Below are 23104 nucleotides of genomic sequence, written 5' to 3' on the forward strand. Positions count from 1 at the left end.
GCTCGAGTTTCCCGAACCGATGCGCGCCGATACGCCATGCGGCGATGGTCGCTACCTCCAGAGGTAGCGGGGAAGAATGGCGACGAAGCGCGGAACGTGGATGGATTCTGTCGATGGCAGAATACTTGCTTCCCAACGCGCTCACTTTGACTCGCCCGTAGACCGTCCATGCCGAGACCGTCGTTCTCAACTCAACTCTTCACGCTCTGGCTTCTGGTCGCCGTTCTGTGCGGGCTCTTGAGCGGTGCCGTATGGCTCACGCTTTCGTCGGCGCTTGGGGAACGCGTGGTCGTCGCGAAGGAGCAGGCTGCTGCAGCATGCGAGGCGGTGGCCTCGCGCTACGACATGTCCATGCAGCATCCCGACGAAACCAATGTCGATCTCATGCACGCGGTGCTCGATCTGGTTCTGATACGGACCGAGGGCATCGAAGGCGGGTTCTGGGCGAAAGAGCCGGCATCCGGCGCGCCGAACGGCTTCCTGGCCTATGCCTTTCCGACCTATGGCGGGAGCGGCATGAAACGAGACGTTCCCGAAGCGGAGACACCGCTTATCCTGCGCACGCTTCAGCACGCAGCCAGCATCGGGCAGATGCGCGCCGATGTCGTTTCGAGCGGAACGGACGCCGTCATCGCGATCGCTTGCCCCGTGCCGCGCCACGCGGGCCTGCTGGCCTGGACGCTCACGCGCGCGCGGCCGCCGCTCGGGCCATACGGACAGCGCGCAGCGGCCATCCTCGCCGGCGTGCTCTCGGTCATCGTCGTGCTCGCCGTGTTTCTGGCGCTGACGCTCAAGCGCTGGAAGCACAACCTGACCCGGCTTGAACGCGCGCTTGCGCCAGAGGGCGAGTTCGAGCGCGGCGAACGGCTGGAACGGTTGGGCGAGCGTGATCTGGATCAGATCGTCGAAGCCCTCAACCGCTACGTCGCGCGTGCGGAGCAGCTCAAGCGGGACGCAGACGCACTGAACGCCCAGCTCGCACAGGCCGAACGGTTCAGCACGCTCGGCAAAATGGCGGCGCAAATCGCGCATGAAATTCGCAATCCGGCTGGCGCCATGCGTCTGAAGGCCGAGAACGCGCTGGCAGGCGATGCTGCGCGCCGCGAAGCAGCGTTGAGGTCGATCATCGAGGAGGTGGGCCGTATCGAGTCGCAGGTGACGAGCCTGCTCGCGCTGACGCAGCCCGTTTCGCTGCAGACGCGTGAGGTCAGCCTGCACGCATGGCTCGACGACATTATTCATACGCATGAGCCGGGCGCCGAACGCCGTGGCATCGCGCTCGGCAAAGATGTGGACGTCGACCAAGACGCAGGCATGCCGATTTTCGATCCCGTGCAACTGGCGCGCGCGCTCGACAACCTCATCCTGAACGCGCTGAGGCACGCGCCGTCTGGCACGCAGGTAATGCTCCGCGCACGCGGCGTCGAGTCGGCGAACGGGAAGCGGCTTCGGCTCATGGTCATCGATAATGGTCCCGGCGTCGGCGCGGCCGAGCGCGAACGGATCTTCGAGCCATTCGTGACGGGGCGGCCCGACGGGTCCGGCCTGGGCCTTGCCGTCGTGCGGGAGATCGCGTCGGCGCACGGCGGACGTGCTTATCTCGACGACGACTCGAACATGACGTGCTTCGTGATCGACTTGCCATGGCGACCATATTAATCACCGACGATGACGATGCCTTCCGCGAAGGACTCGTGGAAACCGTGCAAGACCTCGGCCACCGGGCGATCGACGCGCGCTCCGGCGAAGAGGCACTGCATTGGCTGCGCGCGAACCCGGCGCCCGAGTGCATCTTTCTCGACTTCCGCTTGCCGGGCGCGGACGGTCTTGCGGTGCTCGAGTCATTGCGTGCGATCGCGAAGCTGCAAGCCGTGCCCGTCGTCATGCTGACGGCCCATGCCACGAGCGACAACACCATCGGCGCGATGCGGCTCGGCGCGTTCGAACATCTGACCAAGCCGGTCGGACGCGATGAGATCGTCGCGCTGCTGGAGCGGATACTATCGGCGCAGCGAAGCTCCCCCCTCACGCCCGCATTCAGCGACGACGTGACTTCTCGCGAGCCGCGACTGCTCGGCGTAAGCGAAGCCATGCGCGACGTGCAGAAGCGCCTGGGCCGCGCGGCGGGAGCGAACTCGACCGTGCTGATCACCGGCGAGACCGGGACCGGCAAGGAAGTGGCCGCTCGCGTGCTCCATCGCGCCTCGGCGCGCGCGAACGGTCCCTTCGTCGCGGTGAACTGCGCGGCCATTCCCGAAGACCTGCTCGAAAGCGAACTCTTCGGGCACGCGCGAGGCGCGTTCACCGGCGCTCAGGGCGAGCGCAAAGGCCGGATCGAAGAGGCGCACGGCGGCACGCTGTTTCTCGACGAGATCGGCGACATGCCGCGTTCCATGCAGGCGAAACTGCTGCGCGCGCTACAGGAACGGCAAGTCACGCCGCTCGGAACGAACCGGACAATATCGGTCGATGTGCGCGTGATCGCGGCAACCCATCGCGATCTTGCCGCGATGGTCGAGGCGGGCACGTTTAGACAGGACCTGCTCTTTCGCCTCAACGTGATCCCGTTGCACATGCCGCCGCTACGGGAGCGTGTGGCCGACATCCTGCCGCTTGCCGAGCACTTTCTGGAAGCTGCATCGACCGAAGCGACGCGCAAGCATCTCTCCGCCGATGCCCAGCGCCTTCTGGCCACTTTCCTTTGGCCAGGGAACGTGCGCGAACTGGCCAACGCGATCGAGCGGGCGAGTGCGCTTGCGCCGGGGCAAGTGCTCACACGCGAAGATTTCGCGTTTCTCGTTGCGGCAAAAGACAAAACCGGCGAGGCAATTCCGCCAGCGCTGCTCGAGCTTCCGCTTACGGAAGCCGTTGCGCGGCTCGAACGCGCGCTGATTACTCACGCGCTGGCTGCGTCGGGTGGCAATCGCGCGGAGGCGGCAAGGAGGCTCGGCATCAGCCGTCAGTCGCTCTATACGCGGATGACGAGTCTCGGAATGTCCGACGCGTCGTCGTAGGGAAACGAGTGTCAACGAATCGGACAGGCGATGTCCGTTTCGTTGACACATCGACGATCTTCGTTCGCGCAAGAAGTCGAAGTCTTCAGCATTCTTCGAATGGCATAGCACTTGCAGAACACTCCGCGCCACGCGAAAGGAGTGAAACATGCAATCGACCCAGCCAGCCAATCGACGAATCGCCGTTCGCCTGCTCGGCGCGACGAGCCTTGCCGCCGCCCTCGCGATGAGCGCGAGTTGCGCAGCGCAAACGAGCGCTGTGACGGCGCCGCCGCCCCCGCCGCCGGTCTCCGCAGACGCGCCGCCGCCTCGGCCTCCGGGCCTGGCCCCGAGACCGATCTCCAACGCGGCCTCGATGACCACGACGCAAGCGACCGTAGCGCGCTTTCTGACGAATCCCGATGGCGACGTCGACGGCTTTCTCGCCAGCGACGGGACGCTCGTACGGTTCCCGACGCACATGAGCGCGCAACTGACTTCGACGGTTCGCCAAGGCGACAGCGTGCAGTTGAGCGGCTGGCGCGATGAAGGCGGCAACTTCATCGCGCAACGCATCGCCGACACGCGAAGTGGACAGCAACTGATCGATCAGCCGCCGATGCCCGGCGCGCTACCACTTCCGCGGGAACTGCGCGGCGCCGGTCTCTCGCGCCTCAGTGCGCAGGGGCAGGTGGCGCACGTAACGACCGCGCCGCGTGGCGAGCCCGACGGCGTGATTCTCTCCGATGGCACGGTCATCAAACTCACGCCTCCGGTCGCACAGCAGTTCGGAAGCCTGGTTCGAACGGGAGCCACGGTTTCGGCGCGCGGCTATGGCACGCGAAATCAATACGGCACGGCGCTTCAGGCGACGTCGTTCGGTTCGCCTGGCAATCTCACGCAGATTTACGACCGTCCGCCGACAGCGCCCTGATCGGCGCAAGCCTGACCTACCGACTCACGCTCATTCAGGAGTAGCGACATGCATTGGATCGATCCCGCCAGCCTTCCCGAGACCCGCGGAAAGGTGACACGTTTTCTGCTCAATTCACACGGAGAAATCGACGGCCTCGTGCTCGGCTCGCGTCAGGTTCATTTTCCACCGCATCTATCGAAGGAACTCGCGCGGCATGTCGCGCCGGGCGATCAGATCCGCGTGCGCGGGATAAAGCCGCGAGACGCGGACATCATCGCCGCTGTCTCGCTGACATCGAAAAGCGGTGTGCTCATTCGCGACGAAGGTCCGCACGCTAACGGCGAAACGCATCAGAGACCGCATGTCGAGCGCAAGGCGATGGAAGCGTCGGGCGAGGTCCGGCTGTCCCTCTTCGGACCGAAAGGCGAATTGCGCGGCGCCTTGCTCGACGATGGCACCTCGTTGCGCATGCCACCGCACGCCGCGGCCGAATTGGCCGATTACCTGAGTCCGGGCGCGCATGTCCACGCCTGGGGGCACGGCGTCAGGAACAGGCATGGTCGGACGATCGAGGTCGATGAAATCGCCCAACTCGTCGACGCGCCCGAAAACGGTTGAGGGCGATCCCAAAATCTCAAAGCGAAGCCCGCGCTCGGAACCGACCAAGGCCCAACGAAACGGACGTCATTGGTGAACCATGAATCCCTCATACGCGTTAGAAGGGCTGAACTTCTTCATGGCGGACGTGCAGGCGGGCATCGGGCCGTTTCTCGGCGTTTTCCTGCAGGCGCACGGCTGGCATGCGGATGCGATCGGAACCGTCATGACGTTGGGCGGCATCGCCGGCATGCTGGCCACGTCCCCGGCTGGCGCATTGGTCGATGCGACGCATCACAAGCGCGGCGTCATCGTCATCGCAGGCGTGATGACGACGCTTGCATCGCTCGTCCTATGGGTATCGCACAGCTACTGGATGGTCGCTGCATCGCAGATATTCACCGCGGTCACGGGCGCTGCGCTCGGTCCCGCCGTCGCCGGCATCACGCTGGGAATCGTGCGCGAGAAAGGATTCGACAGGCAGTTCGGCCGCAATCAGGTGGCCAATCACGCGGGAAACGTCGTAGGCGCCGCGCTGTCCGGCTGGCTCGGATGGCGCTATGGGTTCGGCGCGGTGTTCGTGCTCGCGGGCGTGTTCGGCGCGATGACGGTGATTTCGACGCTGCTCATCCGGCGCGATGCGATCGATCACGACAGCGCGCGCGGCTTGAGCAGTTCGTCCCCGACCGGGCATGAACAGGCGAGCGGATTTCGCGTGCTGCTGACGTGCCGGCCCATCTTGCTCCTGGCCGCCTCGCTGGCGATGTTCCATCTCGGCAACGCGGCGATGCTGCCGCTTTACGGGCTCGCGGTCGTGGCGGCGCATCAGGGCGATCCGAGTGCGTTCACTGCGCAGACCATCGTGATTGCGCAACTCGTGATGGTCGTCGCGGCGATCTTCGCGAACCGCCTCATCCAGCGAATCGGCTACTGGGGTGTGATCCTGATCACGTTTCTCGCGCTGCCGGCGCGCGGACTCGTGGCGGGAATGTTTATCGCGGCATGGGGCGTGTGGCCCGTGCAGGCGCTCGACGGAATCGGCGCGGGTCTGCAAAGCGTCGCGGTCCCCGCGTTGGTCGTGCGCTTGCTGCGGGGAACCGGACGGGTGAACGTGGGGCAGGGCGTCGTGATGACCGTGCAGGGCATAGGTGCTGCGCTTAGCCCGGCACTGGGCGGCGTGCTCGCGCAGCATTTCGGTTATGCAACGGCGTTCTTCGTGCTGGGAGGCGTATCGACAGGCTCGCTCGCACTCTGGCTCATCTTCGGCGCTTCGCTCAAGAAGGCGTGCGGGATTCACCGCGACGTCGCGCAAGATTCCTCTCTGGCGACATGAATCCGCTTTTCCTTTGCCGGGCCTTGCGCTCGCTGCAGACTGCGCGTTGACAAATCCGATCGATCAACCAGGCGCGGCTTGAAGATGCCGACCGTCGAGCCACGCGCGCCATCCGCCGAACGCCGATATGTCTTCGGCGGATTGCACCGCGTACGGCTCGCAGATGAAACCGGCCGTCCACGAACCGTCCGACAGCTCGACCTTGCCCAGCCCGAGCGGAGAAGGAATCGTCGCGAGGAACGATCCGAATTCCGCGCTCGGCATCTCCCAGACCTCCACGGCGATGCCGACGCCATCGTCCGCGACGCGCCACATGCCTGGCCTGCGCGTGCCGTCCGCCGATGCGGGCAACGCGCATAGCCGATAGCAAGGCGCGGTGCGCGTCGCCCGCACGAGACGCGCGCCGCGCGCGACGAGATCGCGATTGAGCGGCAAGCCCTGCATGTGCGCGCCGCATACCGCGACCGTCATGCGATCGTTGGCCGCCGCGCCGTGCGGACTCGCATCGACTTCGCCTCCCCCGACGCAGCGCATGCCGCTTCTGCGCTGAAGCAGATCGGCGACGCCGAGCAGATATTGATCCGTGAACGCGCGGCCGAAGACGGTCACGCCCCACGGCAATCCGTTCTCCATGAAGCCGGCGGGCGCGGCCACCGCCGCATAGTCCAGCAGGTTCATGAAGTTCGTGTAGTAGCCGAGCAGCGAATTCGGGCCGATGGGATCGCGCTCCAGTTCAGCGAGCGTCACCGGGCGCGGATACGTCGGCGTGAGCACGAAGTCGAGCGTATCGAGCGATGCATCGCATAGCGCCTTCAGATCCTGAAGCCGATACTGCGCGCGAAACAGCTCCACGGCAGTCGCGCCCGGCGCTTTCGCCAGCACATCGCGAATGACGGGCAGCACGGCATCCGGCTGCGTCGTCATCAACTCGCCCGTCACGCTATAGCGCTCGGCAACCCACGGTCCCTGATACAGCAATTGCGCCGCCTCGACGAACGGCTGAAAGTCGATCTCGACCGCTTCGCCGCCCGCCGCTTCGAGTAGCGCACGCGTTTGCGCGAACAATGCGGGGCTTTCGCTGCAGCCCGCGAACTCCAGTTGCGCGGGCACGCCGAAACGGAACGCGTGCGGCGTGCCGAACGCACGCGCCGCGTTCCATTGCGGATTGCGTCGGCTGTATGCGTCGCGCGGATCGTGCCGCGCGGTCAGCGCGAGCAGTTCGCTGGCTTCGGCGGCGGTTGCCGTGAAGAACGTCACGCAGTCGAGCGTGCGGCATGCCGGCACGACGCCCGCGGTCGAGAGCAATCCTTTCGTCGGTTTGAGGCCGACGAGATTGTTCAGCGCGGCAGGCACGCGTCCCGATCCGGCCGTGTCGGTGCCGAGCGCGAAGCTCGCGACGCCGAGCGCGACCGCAAGCGACGACCCCGCGCTCGATCCGCCCGACGGATACCCGGGATGCACGCTGTTGCGGCACTTGCCATACGGCGAGCGCGTGCCGTTGAGACCGGTCGCGAACTGGTCGAGATTGGTCTTGCCGAGCGGAATCGCGCCGAGCGCGATCAACTGGCCGACGAGCGTCGCGGATTCATCGGGCGTGTACGCGAACGCGGGACAGCCCGCCGTCGTTTCGATGCCCGCGAGGTCGATGTTGTCCTTGATCGCGAACGGAATGCCGTAGAGCGGCAAACTGTCCGGATCGTGGCCTTCGAGCCGATCGACGAAAGGCGCGATCTCTTCTTCCGTCAGCAGATGGATGAAGAGATTGAACTCGGGATTGAGCGCGGCGGCTTTGTCGCGCAACCGGGCGATGAGCTTGCGCGGCGTGAGCGAGCCTTCGCGATATTCGCGGCGCAGCGTGGAGAGACGCAGATCGAATGTCGACATGGTTTTCCGTTGGATAGATTCAGTGACGTTCGATGACCGCGATGCGCTGTCCCGCGCGCAGCGGAGAACCCGGCGCGACATGGATCGCGGCGACGGTGCCCGCGCACGGCGCGCAGACGGCAATCTCCATCTTCATCGACTCGATGACGAGCAGCACGTCGCCCGCCGCGACTTCATCGCCAGGGGCCGCTTTCACTTGCCACAGGCTGCCCGCGATCTCGCTGTCGATGGCGACTTCGCCAGCCTTGAGCGGTGCGAGTTCGGTGTCATCGACGAGTGGCGCATCCTGCGCGTCTTCCGATGCGCCCGCTTCGCGCCAGCGCTCGCGTTCGGCCTGAAACGCCGCTTGCTGACGCGTGCGGAACGCATCGATGCTAGACGCTTCGTCTGCGAGAAACGCCTGATAGTCCGGCAAGGACAGCTCCGTTTCCTCGATGCGCAGCGGATAGCGCCCGAGCGGAAAATCCGCGCGAATGCGCATGAGTTCGTCGGCGGACACTTCGTAGAAGCGGATCTGATCGAAGAAGCGCAGCAGATAGTGCTGGCCGCAGAAATCCGCGGTCTGCGCGTAGCGGTTCCACATCTGCAACGTGCGTCCGACGAACTGATATCCGCCCGGACCTTCCATGCCGTACACGCACAGATACGCGCCGCCGATGCCGACCGAGTTCTCCGCCGTCCACGTTCGCGCCGGGTTGTACTTCGTCGTCACCAGACGATGACGCGGATCGAGCGGCGTCGCGACCGGCGCGCCGAGATACACGTCGCCGAGACCCATCACGAGATAGCTCGCATCGAAGACGATCTTTCTGACGGCATCGATGGAATCGAGATCGTTGATGCGCCGGATGAACTCCAGATTGCTCGGGCACCACGGCGCATCCTTGCGCACCGTCGTCATGTACTTGTCGATCGCGAGCCTGCACGCCGGGTCGTCCCACGAAAGCGGCAGATGCACGATGCGCGACGGCACGCGCAGATCGCCTTGCAGCAGCACTTGCGCCCACGCTTCTTCGACGATCGCAAGCAGACGCGCGAGCGGCAAGTCGTCGGGCCGGTAATGAATCTGCAGCGAGCGGATGCCCGGCGTCAGATCGACCACGCCGGGAAGCGCCTGCGATTCGAGCGACTGCATCAGCGCATGACCGCGAAAGCGCGATACGAGATCGAGTTCCGCCGGGCCGATTTCGAGCAGCAGATGCGTATCGCCGGACACGCGCGCGACGAGTCTTTCGCGGCCCGATCCGCTATCGAGCACGATGGGCGAGGTCAGCGCCGCACGTCGTTCGGTCACTTCGCCGCGTTCGATATCGAGCGATTCTATTTCACGACGCCGCCGCCGCGCGGCCTCACGCGCTTCGCCGATCTCGACGGGAAGGAAGCGCACCTTGTCGCCCGCCTTCAACTGGCCGATCTGCCACAAGTCCGCTTCGATGATCGTCACCGGACACACGAAACCGCCGAGGCTCGGGCCGTCGGGGCCGAGGATCACGGGCATGTCGCCGGTGAAGTCGATCGCGCCGACGGCATACGGATTGTCGTGAATATTCGACGGATGCAGGCCCGCCTCGCCGCCGTCCTCGCGCGCCCATTCGGGCTTCGGCCCGATCAGGCGCACGCCGGTACGGCTTGAATTGAAGTGCACTTCCCATTCGGTATCGAAGAAGCGTTCGATATACGCCGCGCTGAAATACTCGGGCGCGCCATGCGGACCATAGATGACGCGGATCGTGCGAACAGGTTCGAGGCGCAGCGCATCGCCGAGCGTCGCGCCTGCTTGCGCGTCGCCGAGCGGATAGACGTGCAGCACGTCGCCGGCGCGGATCGCGCGTCCGCCGTGTCCGCCGAACTGGCCGAGCGTGAACGTGCTGCGGCTGCCGAGATACGACGCGACATCGAAGCCGCCGCGCACGCAGAGATAGGCACGCGCGCCCGCGCCGCGAATGGTGCCGAGCGCGAGCGTCGAGCCCGCCGCGACATGGATGCTGGTGTGCATCGGCTGCGCGATATCGTCGAGCGTGACGGGAATGTCAGCGCCCGTGATCGCGATCACCGCATCGGTATTGAAGCGCAGCGTCGGGCCGCTCATCGTCACTTCGAGCGCGGCGGCGTCGGCGGCGTTGCCGATGAGACGATTGCCGAGGCGCATCGAGCGGTCGTCCATCGGTCCCGACGGCGGAATGCCGACCGCCCAATAGCCGAGCCGGCCCGGATAGTCCTGCACCGTCGTCTGTGTGCCGCCGCTCACGACGTCGATCGTGCTCGCGCGATACTTCAGCGCTTCGAGGCAGCGCGTCCACGGCTCGCCCGACGCGAACGGCGCGTCGCCGATGATCTGCCGCAGATAGTCGCGATTCGTCTCCACGCCGTAAAGCCGCGTGTTCGCGAGCGCCTCGTCGAGCGCGTGGCGCGCTTGGTCGCGCGTCGGCGACCACGCGATGATTTTCGCGAGCATCGGATCGAAGTATGGCGGCACTTCGCATCCGGCTTCGATCCACGTATCGATGCGCAGCGCGCGGCCATCGGCTTCGGGGAAGGCGACATCGGTCACGAGGCCGGGGCTCGGTTTGAAGTCGCGGCCCGGATCTTCCGCGTACAGGCGCGCCTGGATCGCGTGGCCGCGCGGCTTCAGGCCCGCCATCAGCGAGGAAAGCGGCGCGAGCGTTCCAGCGGCGAGTTCGATCATCCAGCGGACGAGATCGACGCCCCAGACCTGCTCGGTGACGCCGTGCTCGACCTGCAAACGCGTGTTCACTTCGAGGAAATAGAACCGTTCCGCCGCGCTGTCGTAGACGAATTCGACCGTGCCGGCCGACCGGTAATCGACGGCCTTCGCGAGACGGATCGCGGCATCGCACAGCGCAGCCGATACGCCTTCGGGCAACGATGGCGCGGGCGTTTCTTCGAGCACTTTCTGATTGCGCCGCTGCACCGAGCAGTCGCGCACGCCCAATGCGATGGCGTCGCCTTGGCCGTCGCCGAAGACCTGCACCTCGAGATGCCGCGCCCGCTCGATGTACTTCTCGAGGAACACGCCCGCGTCGCTGAAGTTGTTCTCGCCGAGACGGCGCACGGCGTCGAAATGCGCGCCGAGTTCGCCCGCGTTCCAGCACACGCGCATGCCGATGCCGCCGCCGCCCGCCGTGCTCTTCAGCATCACCGGATAGCCGATGCGCTCTGCCGCAGCGAGCGCGGACGGCAAGTCGTCGAGGAGGCCCGTGCCTTCGAGCATCGGCACGCCTTCCTTCGCGGCGATTTCGCGGGCGGTGTGTTTGAGGCCGAACGCGCGCAATTGCGCGGGCGTCGGTCCGATGAACGCGATGCCCGCCGCTTCGCACGCTTCGCCGAACGCCGCGTTCTCCGACAAAAAGCCGTAGCCGGGATGAATCGCCTGCACGCCTTCGGCACGCGCGATGTCGAGGATCTTCGCCGTGTCGAGATAGGTCGTCGCGGCGGGACCGTCGCCGAGCGAATGCGCAATCGAGGCTTCGCTTACATGGCGGCTAGCGCGATCCGCTTCGGCATACACGGCGATGCCGGTGACATCGAGCGCGCGCAAGGTTCTGAGAATGCGGCAGGCGATCGCCCCGCGATTCGCAATCAGGATCTTCTCGAACATGGAAAGGGAAGGGTCGTTCGGAGGCGGGCCGTCCCGCCGTGAGCATGGCGAGCCGCGGTCGTCCGCGGCCGCGATCGCTTCAGCGATAGCTTCGGTTCAGTTGTTCGCGCGTGGTCGTGCAGCAGCGTCCCGAGCGAACGAGCATGACGTGATAGATCCAGCTGCGAATGCGCTTCAGTTCCATATGATCAGCTCCGCGGGTGTCGGGTTATAGGCGTTGCACGGATTGTTCAGTTGCGGACAGTTGGAGATCAGCACGATGACGTCCATCTCCGCGCGCAGCTCGACATACTTGCCCGGCGCCGAGATGCCGTCTTCGAAGGTCAGGCCGCCTTCGGCAGTCACCGGCACGTTCATGAAGAAGTTGACGTTCGCGCCGATATCGCGCTTCGCGAGCCGTCCGTCGTGCGCGCATGCACGCAGGAAGTTGTCGCGGCAGCTATGCATGTAGCGCTTTTCCAGCGCATAACGCACCGTGTTGCTCTCTTGCGCACATGCGCCGCCGAGCGTGTCGTGACGGCCGCAGGTATCGGCGACGATCGTCAGCATCGGATTGCCGAGATTCGAATACAGCACCGAGCCGGACGTCAGATAGAGGCTCTGCTGCCGACGCAACGTGCGTTGCGGATCGAAGCGTTCGCGCGGATCGTGAAGGCTGTAGAAGAGCGTATCGACGGCCTGATTGCCCTCCAGATCGACGATGCGCAGCGTCTGCCCCGCTTTCACTTCATGCAGCCACGGTTCGCCCGCGGCGAGCGTTTCGCGATACACCGCGCTTTCTGGATGTTTTTCACTGACGGTAAGCGCTTGGGTCATGTTGCTCATCTCTCAGGTTCGCTCAAAGGAAAAAGCGTTCGGTGTTGATGAAGCCGCGCACGTTCTCTTCGCATGCGGTACGGCAGATTTCCGCGACTTCGGGATGCGATTCCTTCAGTTCCAGCTTGACGGGCTTCGGCGAGTATTCGGGATGCGGATCGAGCGGATGCTGGATCGCGGTCAGCACGACGAGCGTGTTCATCGGCGCATACAGTTCGACGTAATCGCCCGCTTTCGAATTGCCGGGCACGAAGGCGAGCGCGCCATCGCTCGTCACGTCGATGCGGCTGAAGAGATTGAGCGTCATCAGCAGGTCGGAAACGTCGAGGCCCCACTTGCTCATCTCGACGAGCAGGTTGTCGGTGCCATTGCGATAGAAGCCGTTGCGCAACTCCTGATAGCGGCCCGCGCCGTATCGTTCGAACACTTCCTGCGCATTCGATACCCCGCCGATGCTGTCGTGCCAGCCGCATGTATCCGCAACGATGGCGGCCAGGACGCGCCCCATGTCGGAATAGAGGCAATGGCCCGTGGTGAGCTTCGCGGTGTGCTGGCACTTCAGCGAATCCGGCAGATTGAGCCGCTCGCTCTTTTCGGCCGCGTTGACCATCATCACGCTGACGTTCGCGCCGCCGCGAATATCGGTGATGCAGAGCGACTGTCCGCGCTTGACGATCAGCGATGCATGACCGCCACCGGGGACCGTTTCTTCGAGTAACACTGTCATGGCGTAGAGCTTCCTTTAGTCGGAGACGAGTTCGATGCTGGATGCGCCCTGCACCGCGGCCTGCGCCATATGCACCGCCGATGCCGAGGCGCGCGTGCGGTCGAGCGGAATGTCGTAGGTGATGCGCGCGCCGTACGCGCCGGGCGCTTGCGGATCGACGCGCACCTTGTCGAAGACGAGCACGCGGCTGCCGAGCGTGAAGCCTTCCTTGAGGTCGTGCGTGACCATGAAAATCGTGAGCTTCGATTCGCGCCACAACTCCGACAACAGCACATGCATGTCCTTGCGGATGCCGGGATCGAGCGCGCCGAAGGGTTCGTCGAGCAGCAGCACGCGCGGCTTCATCATCAGCGCCTGCGCGATGGCGAGCCGTTGCTGCATGCCGCCCGAAAGTTGCTGCGGATACTTGTCGAGCGCCGCGCCAAGACCCACGCGTTCGAGCATCGCGGCGGCTTCGTCGCGTGCGGCGCGTCGTTGTGCGCCGAAGAGCCGTCCCGTGAATTTCGCGCGCGGCAGTTCGAGACCGAGCATCACGTTGCGCAGCACGCTCAGATGATCGAAGACGGAGTAGCGCTGAAACACGACGCCGCGATGCGCGTCCGGTTCGGCGGGAAGCGGTTCGCCGTCGAGCAGAATCTCGCCGCGCGTCGCCCGTTCCTGTCCGAGCAGCAGGCGCAGAAACGTGGACTTGCCGCAGCCGGACGCGCCGACCATCGAACAGAATTCGCCTTCCTTCACGGTGAGATTCAGCCGTTCCAGCACGACCTGATCGCCGTAGTTTTTCCATACGTTGCGAACGACGATCATCGCGCGCCTCCGCCGTACCACGGAAAGCACCACTGCGTGAGTCGACGCAGCAGTTCGTCGGTGAGCCACGCGAGCAGCGTGATCCACGCGACGTAGGGAAGAATGAGATCCATCGACAGATAGCGCCGCACGAGAAAGATGCGATAGCCAAGCCCGTCGGTCGATGCGATCGCTTCCGCTGCAATGAGAAAGAGCCATGCGGCGCCGAGCGAAAGCCGGATCGCGACGAGCAGGCGCGGCAGAAGCTGCGGCAGCACGAGCCGCAGAACAAGCGTCCAACTGTTCGCGCCGAGCGTCTGCGCCTTGATCCACATCTCGGCCGGGATTTCGGCGGCGCGCGCGTGCAGATCGCGAATGATCATCGGCGTGATGCCGATGACGATCAGCACGACCTTCGACAGTTCGTCGAGACCGAAGACGATGAAGAGAATCGGCAGCACGGCGAGCGGCGGCACCATCGATATGACGGTGATGAACGGCGAAAGCGTCGCGCTTGCGAGCGGAAACGATCCCGTCGCGATGGCCGCAACGAGCGCGATCGCCGCGCTCACGACGAGCCCGATGCCGAGCCTTCGCAAGCTCGACGCGGTATCGGTCCAGAGCAGATACTCGCCGGTGCGTTTGTCTTCGGCGAAGGCGGCGGACTTCATCGCATCGCTCATCTGCGTCGCGCTCGGCAACAGCTTGTCGTCGGGATTGTCGGCGAGCCGCATCGAAGAGCCGGTGAAATACACCGCGAGCAGCACGACGAACGGCAGCAGTAACAGCATCAGCGCGCCGGTCCTGCTCGGATGTCGATTGATGAGTCGCATGTTGGCCGCCATGTAGTAGAACCTGAAGCGCTCAGAGCTTGCCGGCCGCCGCCATCTCGACGTAGGCCGGATCGAAGCGCAGCTTCACGTTGTTCTTGTTGCCGACGACGACGCCCTTGTCGAACGCCATGCCGACGGCATCCGCGCTCTTCGCGTCTTGCCCCAGCAGGCCGTGATCGAACGAGAACTTGGCGACGCGCGTCATGATCTTCGGCATGTCGGGGCTGGTCACGAATTCGAGCGCGGCCTTCGGCGTGTAGAAGAGGGCGGTGGTCGAGAGCTGGCCTTTGAAGTTGGCGAGATCGGTGCCGGACGCCTTGGCCATCGAAGTCAGCGCGCTCGTGGTTTCGGGGGAATCGCCGTGCATCAGCGCGACCATCTCGAACCATGCGCCGGTCAATGCCTTGCCGAGCGCCGGGTTGTCCTTCAGCGTCTTCGTATTGACGACCATCATGTCCATGATCTCGCCGGGAATCTTGCTGGAGTCGAAGACTTCGGTGACGTTCGGCTGCGCCTTCAAATCGGCGAGCATCGGATTCCATGTGACCGTGTTATGCACGGTGGGCGTGGCGAATGCGCCGGAGATATCGGCGTCGGACGTGTTGACGACCTTGAGGTCGCGCTCGCTCATGTGCGCGCTTTCGAGTGCGCGTGCGAGCAGATAATGCGAGACCGAGAACTGGACGAGGTTGATCTGCTGGCCTTTGAGATCGGCGATCTGCTTGCCCTTGCCCTTCATGAGCACGCCGTCGTTGCCGTTCGAGTAATCGCTGACGATCAGCGCCGTCGAGTCCACGCCACCCGAAGCCGGGATCGTGAGCGCGTCCATGTTGGTCATCGCGCAGCCGTCGAACTTGCCGGCCGTGTATTGATTGATGGACTCGACGTAGTCGTTCAGCTGGACGACATCGATGTTGATGCCGTACTTCTTCGCCCACTTGGAGACGATGCCCTGCGTCTTGGCCTGGCCCCACGGCATCCAGCCCGCGTAGATAGTCCAGCAGACCTTGAAGTCGTTGCGCGGCGCGGCGGATGCGGCGCTGGACGCGAAAGCGGCGACGGAGAGTGCGGCGATGCCAAGAAAGCGAGCGAGCTTGCGCATGAGGTTGACCTCGAAGGAGACGGTTGGCGACGGCAAGGGAGCAGCGCGACTCATCGCGTTCTCTCCCGGGCTTTTATCCCGCCGTGTAACCTCGCCTGAGGTCGACAGCTCTCGGACCAGCATCCGCGTGAAGCAGACCGGAACCCTAGCCGTCCATTTCCAGATTGTTCGATGAACCGGATGATGCGCCGGCTCCTTGCCATCCCCTCTAAGCGGGAATCGTGCCAACGGTTTTTATGGCTGCTGGCGGCGTTGCGCAGGTTCGGACGGAGCGCATTGCCCATCCGCGGTGAAAGCGGCGCACGTTTGATGTATCGGCTGCACCAACATCGGGCGTCGTCCCTGGTTGCCAGCAAACGTTTCCTTCGGTAGACGCGCGAAAACATCGGCGCAACGCTTTTAGCCGATGCGTCGTTGCTCGCGATTTTCTTGGCATGAATGTGGCGCGGACAACATAGCCATTACCGGTTATTACGGAGAATCCGTCTCGTCGTACAAATAAAAACGAAGCGTTTAAAACAGACCGTCTGAAGGCAGCACCATAGCGGCCAAAGACATACGGGGAAGTTATGCAGCGTGAGAAGAACAACGCGCCTGTCAAAGGGCGGGTCATCGCAGTGTGCATCGGGGTTTCGATCGGCGCGATCAATGCGAATGCGCAGGATGCGGAAACGCAGCCGGCCGCGCACGTGAACACGGCGTCTCAGGCTCAACCGCTCATCTCGCTGCCCAGCACGCCGACGCCCGGTCCGGTCGGCAACACCGGCGAATTGCCGGCCGCCAATGGCGCGCCTCTCACGCCGCGCGGCACGGTGAATGCCGCATCGTCGCTCGACAAGAGCGCCACCCTCGCCGGCACGGCACGCTCGCGCACCGTCGATATCGAAGGCAAGCAAGCGCTCGACGATACGCTCGGCGGCGTGGTCACGACCGACACGGTGACGCTCGCGGGGCAGGACTTCTACACCTGGTTCGCGCAGGCTTGGGGCGCCATCCCGCTGTCCGAGCGCTACATCGTTTCGGTGCACGAGCGGCCGTCGCCGCGCTACGGCAGTCTCGTGTGGGTGGAGTACGGCCAGCGTCGCGTGTTCCAGGCGTTCCTGCCGATTGCGCGCTCGAACGTGAAGCCGATTGCCGAAGGCGCGGCGCAGATCGCCTTTCAGAACGTGATGCAGGCGGACCTGACCCGTCTGCTGTTCCGCGACGCCGACATGGCGATGGACGAACTATAAAAAAATCGCATCATAAGAAAATCGATGCAGTAAGGCCAAAAAATACGGGGAAACCGCAATGAAAACGAATGCGCTCTTGAAACGCGCGTTGCTCGCTTGCGCGCTTGCGATGCCGGTTATCGCCGCGCAAGCCACATCGCTTGTGTATGAACCGGTGAATCCGAACTTCGGCGGCAATCCGCTGAACGGGACGAATCTGCTCAACGAGGCGAACGCGCAGAACAAGTACAAGGATCCGTCGACGGAGAACCTCGGTACGAGCAGCCAGTCCACGCTCGACCAGTTCAACACGCAATTGCAGCAGGCGATTCTGTCGCGCGTCGCGTCGTCGATATCGAGCTCGATCGTCGGCACGGACGGCACGCTGCATCCCGGCACGATCAACACGGGCAACTTCTCGATCGCGATCACGCAAGTTACCGGCGGCAATCTGCAAGTGACGACGACCGACAAGACCACGGGTGCCTCGACGACCTTCGTCGTCGGCAACGGACAGTAACGCGAGCGCGCATACGACATGAACAAAGAAGCTATCACGACACTGGCGACGCGCGCGGCACTGGGCGCCACGCTCCTTGCAACGATGCTGTTGACCGGCTGCGTCACGACGCCGATGCCTTCGGCGGGCAACGCGACGCTCACGCCGCCGACGCGCGTGACGCGCGACCTCACGCACCTGCCGCCGCCGAAAGGGCGCATCGTCGCGGCCGTGTACGGTTTTCGCGATCTGACGGGCCAGTACAAGCCGTCGCCGGACAGCTCGTTCTCGTCGCAGGTGACGCAGGGCGGCGCTTCGTTTCTCGTGAAGGCGATGCGCGATTCCGGCTGGTTCACGCCCGTCGAGCGCGAAAACCTTCAGGACCTCCTGACCGAACGCAAGATCATGCGCGCGCTGGAAACGCCGGACGACAAAAAGAACGCGATACCGCAGATCGGCGCGCTCGCACCGGCGAGCATCGTGCTGGAAGGCGGCATCGTCGGTTACGACACGAACATTCGCACGGGCGGCGCGGGCATCGCGTATCTGGGTATTTCGGCATCCCAACAATATCGCGTGGATCAAGTGACGGTGAACCTGCGCGCCGTGGATATCCGCAACGGCACGATACTCAACAGCGTGTCGACGACCAAGACCATCTATTCGATTCAGGTCGATACCGGCGTGTATCGCTTCATCGGCTTCAAGGATCTGTTGCAGGCCGAAGCCGGCATGACGCGCAACGAGCCGCAGCAGCTGTGCGTGAACGAAGCGATCGAATCGGCGCTCGTGCATCTGATCGTGCAAGGCGTCGCGAACCAGTCGTGGGCGCTCAAGGACACGAAGGACTGGTACGACCCGACGATGCAGCGATATCTGCAGGAAAACCAGGGCTACGCGCAGACGATGGAAGACGTGAATCCGTCGTATAGCCCGGTGAGAATCGATCCGCCGAAGACCATCGGCAGTTAATCAGTCTCAGCGAAGGAGATCAGCATGAAAGCATCGCGTGCGCCAATGCGCGCATCGAAGGTCGCTGTGTGCGCGGCGCTCGGCGCGGTCGTCTCGCTCGCGGTGTATGCGGCGGACCTGTCGTCGGTCTCGGATTTCGGTCCGCCGGAACCGGGCTTCGGCGGCGCGACGCAAGTCGCTCGCGTGTCGCAACACGGCCAGGGTAATCGTCTCGACGCGATTCAGGCCGGACATAACGGCTTGATGGCCAATCAGATCGGCATCGCGAACGCGGCGGCGACGGCGCAGGCCGGCAACGACAACTGGACCGTGCTTCAGCAAAGCGGCGCCGCCAATCTTTACGCCGGATATCAGTCGGGTCAGTACAACCGGTCGATCGCGATGCAGAACGGCAGCGGTAACGAAGCAACGGTCACGCAGGTCGGGAATTCGATGTCGTCGTCGGTGACGCAGCTTGGCAACAACAACGAGATTTCGATCTTGCAGAGCAGGAACGGTTCAGGATTATCGGTTACGCAGACGGGCGGCGCCCGGGCTGCGGTTCTGATGAAGTAGGCAGGCGAGGAGACCACGCAGTACAGGTAGGTGTGTGAGTGTGCAGGGCCGGGCGTCAGCGGGGGTTGACGTCCGTTAGGGTTACGAATCTACGTGCAAAAAACATCAAGTCAACGAGGCATAAAAATGAAAGTGAAGGCAATCATCATCGCTATGGGTCTGGCAGCATTGGCATCGACGTCGGCTTTTGCAGCGTCGGTCGGCGAAGGCGCGATCGTCGAGCAGTACGGCAACGGCAACACTGCTGGCGTGACGCAGACGGCGTCCAGCCATGACCGCGTGAAGGTCCAGCAGAACGGCGACGGTTCGAGCGCGACCGTTACTTCGAGCAACGGCGGCGCCAACGTGACCGACATCCAGCAAAACGCGGCACGCGTTTCGGGCGAATCGAAGCTGAGCGCGACGCTCACGCAGCAGCAGGCGATCGGTGAAAAGACCACCATCAAGCAAACGGGCAGCAACAGCACGGTGAACGTGACGCAGACGGCTTCGTCGTACGACAAGGACACGGTCACGCAATTCGGCAAGAACGACTCGGCGACCATCAATCGCACCGGCTCGAGCTGGAACACGGTCAACATCGATCAAGGCACCGGCAAGACGGCAGGCGTGAGCGACGGCGCAAAAGCGACGGTCACGCAGACGACGACGATCGGCAACCGCGTCGACATCCTGCAAGGCAACAAGAACGGCATCGCGACGGTGACGCAGACGAATGGCGGCTACAACTCGGCTCGCATCGATCAGATCGGCGATCATAACGACGGCAAGATCGAGCAGGTTTCGGAAATCGGCGACAACGTGTCGATCAGGCAGGCCGACTTCGCCCGCGCGCAAGTGCATTCGGAAAACGGCGGCGGCAACACGACCACCATCGACCAGAGCGGCGCAGGCGCACCGCACTATGCGCAGGTGACGCAAGGCAACGCGACCAACGAAACGACGACGATCCTGCAAACCGGCTCGGCCTACAACACGGCATACGTCGATCAGTATCGCGAAGCCAACGATCACACGTATGTCGTTCAGGCGGGCGATCGCAACACGGCGGCCGTTCATCAGACGGATGGCGGCAGCAACCTGGCAGCCGCGGTGCAGGTCGGTTCGAACAACAACATGGATCTGACGCAACAAGGCGCGTTCGAATCGACGCTGCTGGCCGGTCAGGGCGGCGGCTTCAACGAAGCGAAGGGCAAGCAGTCGGGCTCGCACGAAGACATGACGCTGACGCAAGTCGGCTACTTCAACTCCGCGGATGCTTCGCAAACCGGTGCGTATAACACGGCTTCGATCGTCCAGATCGGCAACGCCAACTACGGCTCGGTGACTCAGAGCGGTATCGGCAATGCGGCTGCGATCACGCAGGGCGGTTCGTTCAACAAGGCTGTCGTCGTTCAGAAGTAAGGAACGCGGCGCAACGAATGGCGGTATGGCGGGCGGCGAGCGGTTCGAAAGTACCGCTCGCCGCTGTTTCATTCACGCGATGTCGCGAATTGGCCGATCGGTGCCATCGGCCGTACAAGAGCCCAAAATTCTAGCCCGGCAATTCACGAGGAAGCTGACTGTATTCCGCCTGTTTCGATCTCGGCACCACTGACTTTTTGTCGAGTAATCATGCCGCTCATCCGAGGCGACAATAGATGCGTCGGCACTTGTGCGCCACGCAGGCGCTCGCCCGTTTCGCAGTCGAGACGCATCAGCGTCACAGCACAATCGCAAGGGGTCAAACGATGCTCACCTGCTTCGCAGTAAGCCATACCGATGACGACCAGCTCGTTCAATCCGCCGAGCACGAGATTCTTCAGGCGATTGCCGACGAAGCCGAAGTAAGTTTCGAGCCGGGCTTTGCGGGCAAGAGCTACCTGGACGTTCCGACCAATGCCGACGCACGCGAGGCAATGACTGCACGCCTGGAACAGAACGATATGTCCTTCAGCGTGGTTACGCGCATCGCTTATTAGGCGTGGATCACGAAGCGGGATGCGATCGCGGACATGCCGTCGACGCGCTGAACGTTCGTCTTGCGATGTGGCCCAGCACGCGCTTACGTGCGCAACGACCTCAACCCCGCACGCACTTCCCCGGCGAACAGGGCCGGCTGTTCCCACGCCGCGAAGTGTCCGCCCTTGTCGAGCCGGTTGTACCAGATGAGGTTGTGATAAGCGCGCTCCGTCCAGCTTCGCGGCGCCTGATAGTTCTCGCGCGGGAACACGCTCACGGCCGCGGGAACCGATACGTCGGCGGCCGCGAGGAAGTTGAAGTGCGATTCCCAGTAGAAGCGCGCGGACGAGACACCCGTGTTCGTCAGCCAGTAGAGCGTGATGTCGTCGAGAATGTCGTCTCGCGTCATCGCCCCTGATGATTCGCCGTTGACGTCGCGCCCGAACACCGCCGAAGTCAGCGCCGCCGCAGGCTGCACGTAGCCGTCGCCATGATCGAGCAGCCATGCGGCAAGACCTGTCGGCGAATCCGCGATGCCGTAGAGCGTTTGCGGGCGCGTGCCCATTTCCAGCGCGTACGCCCGGCGTTTTCTTGCGGCGCTGGCAAGCTGCTCGTACGCGTGCTTTTCTTCATCGTTGAGGCCCGCAGGTGGCGGATCGCCTGCCTGCAGCGCTTTGGCGATATCGGCGGGAACGGTCGCCGGGAAGTTGACGTGAATGCCGAGCAACTCGGGCGGCGCCTGCTTGCCCATCACGTTGGCGACCACGCCGCCGAGGTCGCCGCCTTGCGCCGCGAACTTGTCGTATCCGAGCCGCTTCATGAGCGTGACCCAGGCGCGTGCGGTGCGCTCGGGTCCCCAGCCGGTCGCCGTCGGCTTGCCCGAGAAGCCATAGCCCGGCAGCGACGGGATCACCAGATGAAACGCATCCGACGCACTCGCGCCGTGTGCCGTGGGATTGGTCAGCGGATCGATGATCTTGAATTGCTCGATCACCGATCCGGGCCATCCGTGCGTGACGATGAGCGGCATCGCGTTCTCGTGCTTCGAGCGAACGTGGATGAAGTGGATGTCCAGCCCGTCGATCTCGGTGATGAAATTCGGATAGCCGTTCAGTTTCGCCTCGCACTTGCGCCAGTCGTAGTCCGTGGACCAGTGGCGCGCGAGTTCCTGCATCATCGCGAGCGGCACGCCTTGCGATTCGTCGGAAACGGTCTCGCGCTCGGGCCAGCGCGTTGCCTTGATGCGGCGGCGCAGATCGGTGAGTTGCGCTTCGGGAACATGCACGCGAAGCGGACGAATCGCTTCCTTGTCGATATTCGCGGTCTTCGCGACTGAGACGATCGATGAGTTCGGTTCAGCAAACGCGAGCTTGTTCAGCGATGCCGCTGCGATACCGGCCGCCGCAACCTCGACGAAGCGGCGGCGCGACGGCGACTTGGGAAGCGTCTTGTTATATGACATGAGAACTCCTGATGAAGGCAAAGCTATTTCGGCGGCTGACTCCGTCACGCGTACTGCGCTTCGAACACGATCGTTCGGCTCGGATCGCGTTGCATACGTAATACGTCGAATCCCGCTGCTGGCGCGGCTCACTGCTGCGCGATGGACGTATTGAAGCGCGCCGACGTATCCCGTGCGTGTCGAAATCGAGGCGTTGTGTAATCGCGCGTATCCGCAGCCGCCGCCGATACGTTGCGATACAAGGTGGCGGCAGTCGTCGACTTGGTTGAGCGTGTCAGCTCTCCGGGTCGTACCCGAACTCGCGGAGTTCCTGCGCACAGCGGCAGGCTTTGGCGATGTCAGCGGCCCATTGGACGGCCGCTTCGCGCGATGGAAGTTCCAGCACACAGAAGCCGCCGTCGAACTCTTTCGTCTGCGGATACGTCCCGTTCGTGACGGTGCCGTCGGCGGCGACCATCAGCGGCGTCACGTTCCCATTGATACCGCCGCCGAACACATAGACGCCCGCTTCCTTCGCCTCTCTGATGACCGCGCGTGCCGCTTCGCCGACCGCGTCGATGTCTTCATCGGCGACGTGCATCGCCGATGCAGGGAAGGAGATTAGGTACTTCGTCATCGTTCGATCCTCCGGGTGTGAGTCGGCCTCCCGCGTCGAAAGGCCACTGGAACGGCGCGAAAAAAGAATAAAAATCGCATCGAAAGATTACTAGGCTTTCAATCGGGCCGAGCGAACGCGTCTTACCTAAGGTGCCGATAAAAACGCGCGCTGCAAGGTAAGCGGACGATCTTCGCAATGCGGCCCTCAAAAAACCGTTGCGCCCATTCTGACGAAGAACGCGAATCATGGGCGCCGTATCA

Annotated in this window: 20 protein-coding genes and 1 riboswitch; of the genes, 11 read left to right on the top strand and 9 right to left on the bottom strand. The window is 63.7% G+C overall.

Annotated elements, in window-relative coordinates:
- Positions 1-168: 168 nt before the first annotated feature.
- The 5 genes from NCS02_RS29105 (at position 169) to NCS02_RS29125 (ending at position 5839) form a co-directional block, all read left to right on the top strand.
- A complete protein-coding gene (locus NCS02_RS29105; protein WP_250520296.1) occupies positions 169-1659 on the top strand; it encodes a sensor histidine kinase in 1491 nt (496 codons plus the stop codon).
- Positions 1644-3014: a sigma-54-dependent transcriptional regulator gene (locus NCS02_RS29110; RefSeq protein WP_250520297.1), complete on the top strand. Its 1371-nt coding sequence runs from the start codon at positions 1644-1646 to the stop codon at positions 3012-3014. Before NCS02_RS29105 ends, NCS02_RS29110 begins: the two co-directional genes overlap by 16 nt.
- 148 nt (positions 3015-3162) lie before the next feature.
- The gene (locus tag NCS02_RS29115; RefSeq protein WP_250523399.1) at positions 3163-3927 is read left to right on the top strand and encodes a hypothetical protein; all 765 of its coding nucleotides are present in this window, start codon (positions 3163-3165) and stop codon (positions 3925-3927) included.
- A 48-nt stretch (positions 3928-3975) separates the two neighbouring features.
- On the top strand, positions 3976-4527 hold the full coding sequence (locus NCS02_RS29120) for a hypothetical protein (protein WP_250520299.1): 552 nt from the start codon (positions 3976-3978) through the stop codon (positions 4525-4527).
- Positions 4528-4606: 79 nt separating this feature from the next.
- Positions 4607-5839 (top strand): MFS transporter, encoded by a 1233-nt coding sequence (locus NCS02_RS29125; protein WP_250520300.1) that lies wholly within the window; start codon positions 4607-4609, stop codon positions 5837-5839.
- Between the two features lie 63 nt (positions 5840-5902).
- Here the strand turns inward: NCS02_RS29125 and atzF are convergent, their stop codons facing one another.
- From atzF to NCS02_RS29160, 7 genes are all read right to left on the bottom strand, one after another.
- Positions 5903-7723, bottom strand: a complete 1821-nt coding sequence (gene atzF / locus NCS02_RS29130) for an allophanate hydrolase (protein ID WP_175980158.1) — start codon at positions 7721-7723, stop codon at positions 5903-5905.
- 19 nt (positions 7724-7742) lie between these two features.
- A complete protein-coding gene (uca, locus tag NCS02_RS29135; RefSeq protein WP_250520301.1) occupies positions 7743-11342 on the bottom strand; it encodes an urea carboxylase in 3600 nt (1199 codons plus the stop codon).
- Between the two features lie 174 nt (positions 11343-11516).
- A complete protein-coding gene (locus tag NCS02_RS29140; protein ID WP_008346571.1) occupies positions 11517-12158 on the bottom strand; it encodes an urea amidolyase associated protein UAAP2 in 642 nt (213 codons plus the stop codon).
- A 22-nt stretch (positions 12159-12180) separates the two neighbouring features.
- The gene (locus NCS02_RS29145; RefSeq protein ID WP_033536001.1) at positions 12181-12885 is read right to left on the bottom strand and encodes an urea amidolyase associated protein UAAP1; all 705 of its coding nucleotides are present in this window, start codon (positions 12883-12885) and stop codon (positions 12181-12183) included.
- Between the two features lie 15 nt (positions 12886-12900).
- Positions 12901-13692: an ABC transporter ATP-binding protein gene (locus NCS02_RS29150; protein WP_008346574.1), complete on the bottom strand. Its 792-nt coding sequence runs from the start codon at positions 13690-13692 to the stop codon at positions 12901-12903.
- Complete coding sequence (locus tag NCS02_RS29155) at positions 13689-14504, bottom strand: ABC transporter permease (protein ID WP_250441425.1); 816 nt, start codon at positions 14502-14504, stop codon at positions 13689-13691. The genes NCS02_RS29150 and NCS02_RS29155 overlap by 4 nt, the downstream gene beginning before the upstream one ends.
- A 31-nt stretch (positions 14505-14535) precedes the next feature.
- Positions 14536-15606 carry a putative urea ABC transporter substrate-binding protein gene (locus NCS02_RS29160; protein WP_008346580.1) on the bottom strand — a complete coding sequence of 357 codons (1071 nt, stop codon included), beginning with the start codon at positions 15604-15606 and terminating at the stop codon, positions 14536-14538.
- Positions 15607-15666: 60 nt separating this feature from the next.
- Positions 15667-15766: riboswitch (guanidine-I (ykkC/yxkD leader) on the bottom strand.
- Between the two features lie 409 nt (positions 15767-16175).
- Here NCS02_RS29160 and NCS02_RS29165 point away from each other — a divergent pair.
- The 6 genes from NCS02_RS29165 to NCS02_RS29190 all read left to right on the top strand — a co-directional run bounded on the left by NCS02_RS29165 (position 16176) and on the right by NCS02_RS29190 (position 20804).
- Positions 16176-16838: a CsgE family curli-type amyloid fiber assembly protein gene (locus NCS02_RS29165; protein WP_250520302.1), complete on the top strand. Its 663-nt coding sequence runs from the start codon at positions 16176-16178 to the stop codon at positions 16836-16838.
- 58 nt (positions 16839-16896) lie between these two features.
- Positions 16897-17337, top strand: a complete 441-nt coding sequence (locus NCS02_RS29170) for a curli assembly protein CsgF (RefSeq protein ID WP_008346584.1) — start codon at positions 16897-16899, stop codon at positions 17335-17337.
- 18 nt (positions 17338-17355) lie between these two features.
- Complete coding sequence (locus NCS02_RS29175; RefSeq protein ID WP_250437661.1) at positions 17356-18288, top strand: CsgG/HfaB family protein; 933 nt, start codon at positions 17356-17358, stop codon at positions 18286-18288.
- 24 nt (positions 18289-18312) lie between these two features.
- The gene (locus tag NCS02_RS29180; RefSeq protein ID WP_008346589.1) at positions 18313-18843 is read left to right on the top strand and encodes a hypothetical protein; all 531 of its coding nucleotides are present in this window, start codon (positions 18313-18315) and stop codon (positions 18841-18843) included.
- Positions 18844-18969: 126 nt separating this feature from the next.
- A complete protein-coding gene (locus NCS02_RS29185) occupies positions 18970-20247 on the top strand; it encodes a curlin associated protein (RefSeq protein ID WP_008346592.1) in 1278 nt (425 codons plus the stop codon).
- A 326-nt stretch (positions 20248-20573) separates the two neighbouring features.
- On the top strand, positions 20574-20804 hold the full coding sequence (locus NCS02_RS29190; protein WP_144403629.1) for a hypothetical protein: 231 nt from the start codon (positions 20574-20576) through the stop codon (positions 20802-20804).
- Between the two features lie 83 nt (positions 20805-20887).
- Here the strand turns inward: NCS02_RS29190 and NCS02_RS29195 are convergent, their stop codons facing one another.
- Both NCS02_RS29195 and NCS02_RS29200 read right to left on the bottom strand, forming a co-directional pair.
- Entirely contained in the window at positions 20888-22246 is a 1359-nt protein-coding gene (locus tag NCS02_RS29195; RefSeq protein WP_250520303.1) for an epoxide hydrolase family protein, read from the bottom strand.
- Positions 22247-22520: 274 nt separating this feature from the next.
- A complete protein-coding gene (locus tag NCS02_RS29200; protein WP_250520304.1) occupies positions 22521-22862 on the bottom strand; it encodes a YciI family protein in 342 nt (113 codons plus the stop codon).
- Positions 22863-23104 lie beyond the last annotated feature (242 nt).

The sequence above is a fragment of the Caballeronia sp. NCF2 genome, assembly GCF_023631205.1.
GTDB classification, from domain to species: domain Bacteria; phylum Pseudomonadota; class Gammaproteobacteria; order Burkholderiales; family Burkholderiaceae; genus Caballeronia; species Caballeronia zhejiangensis.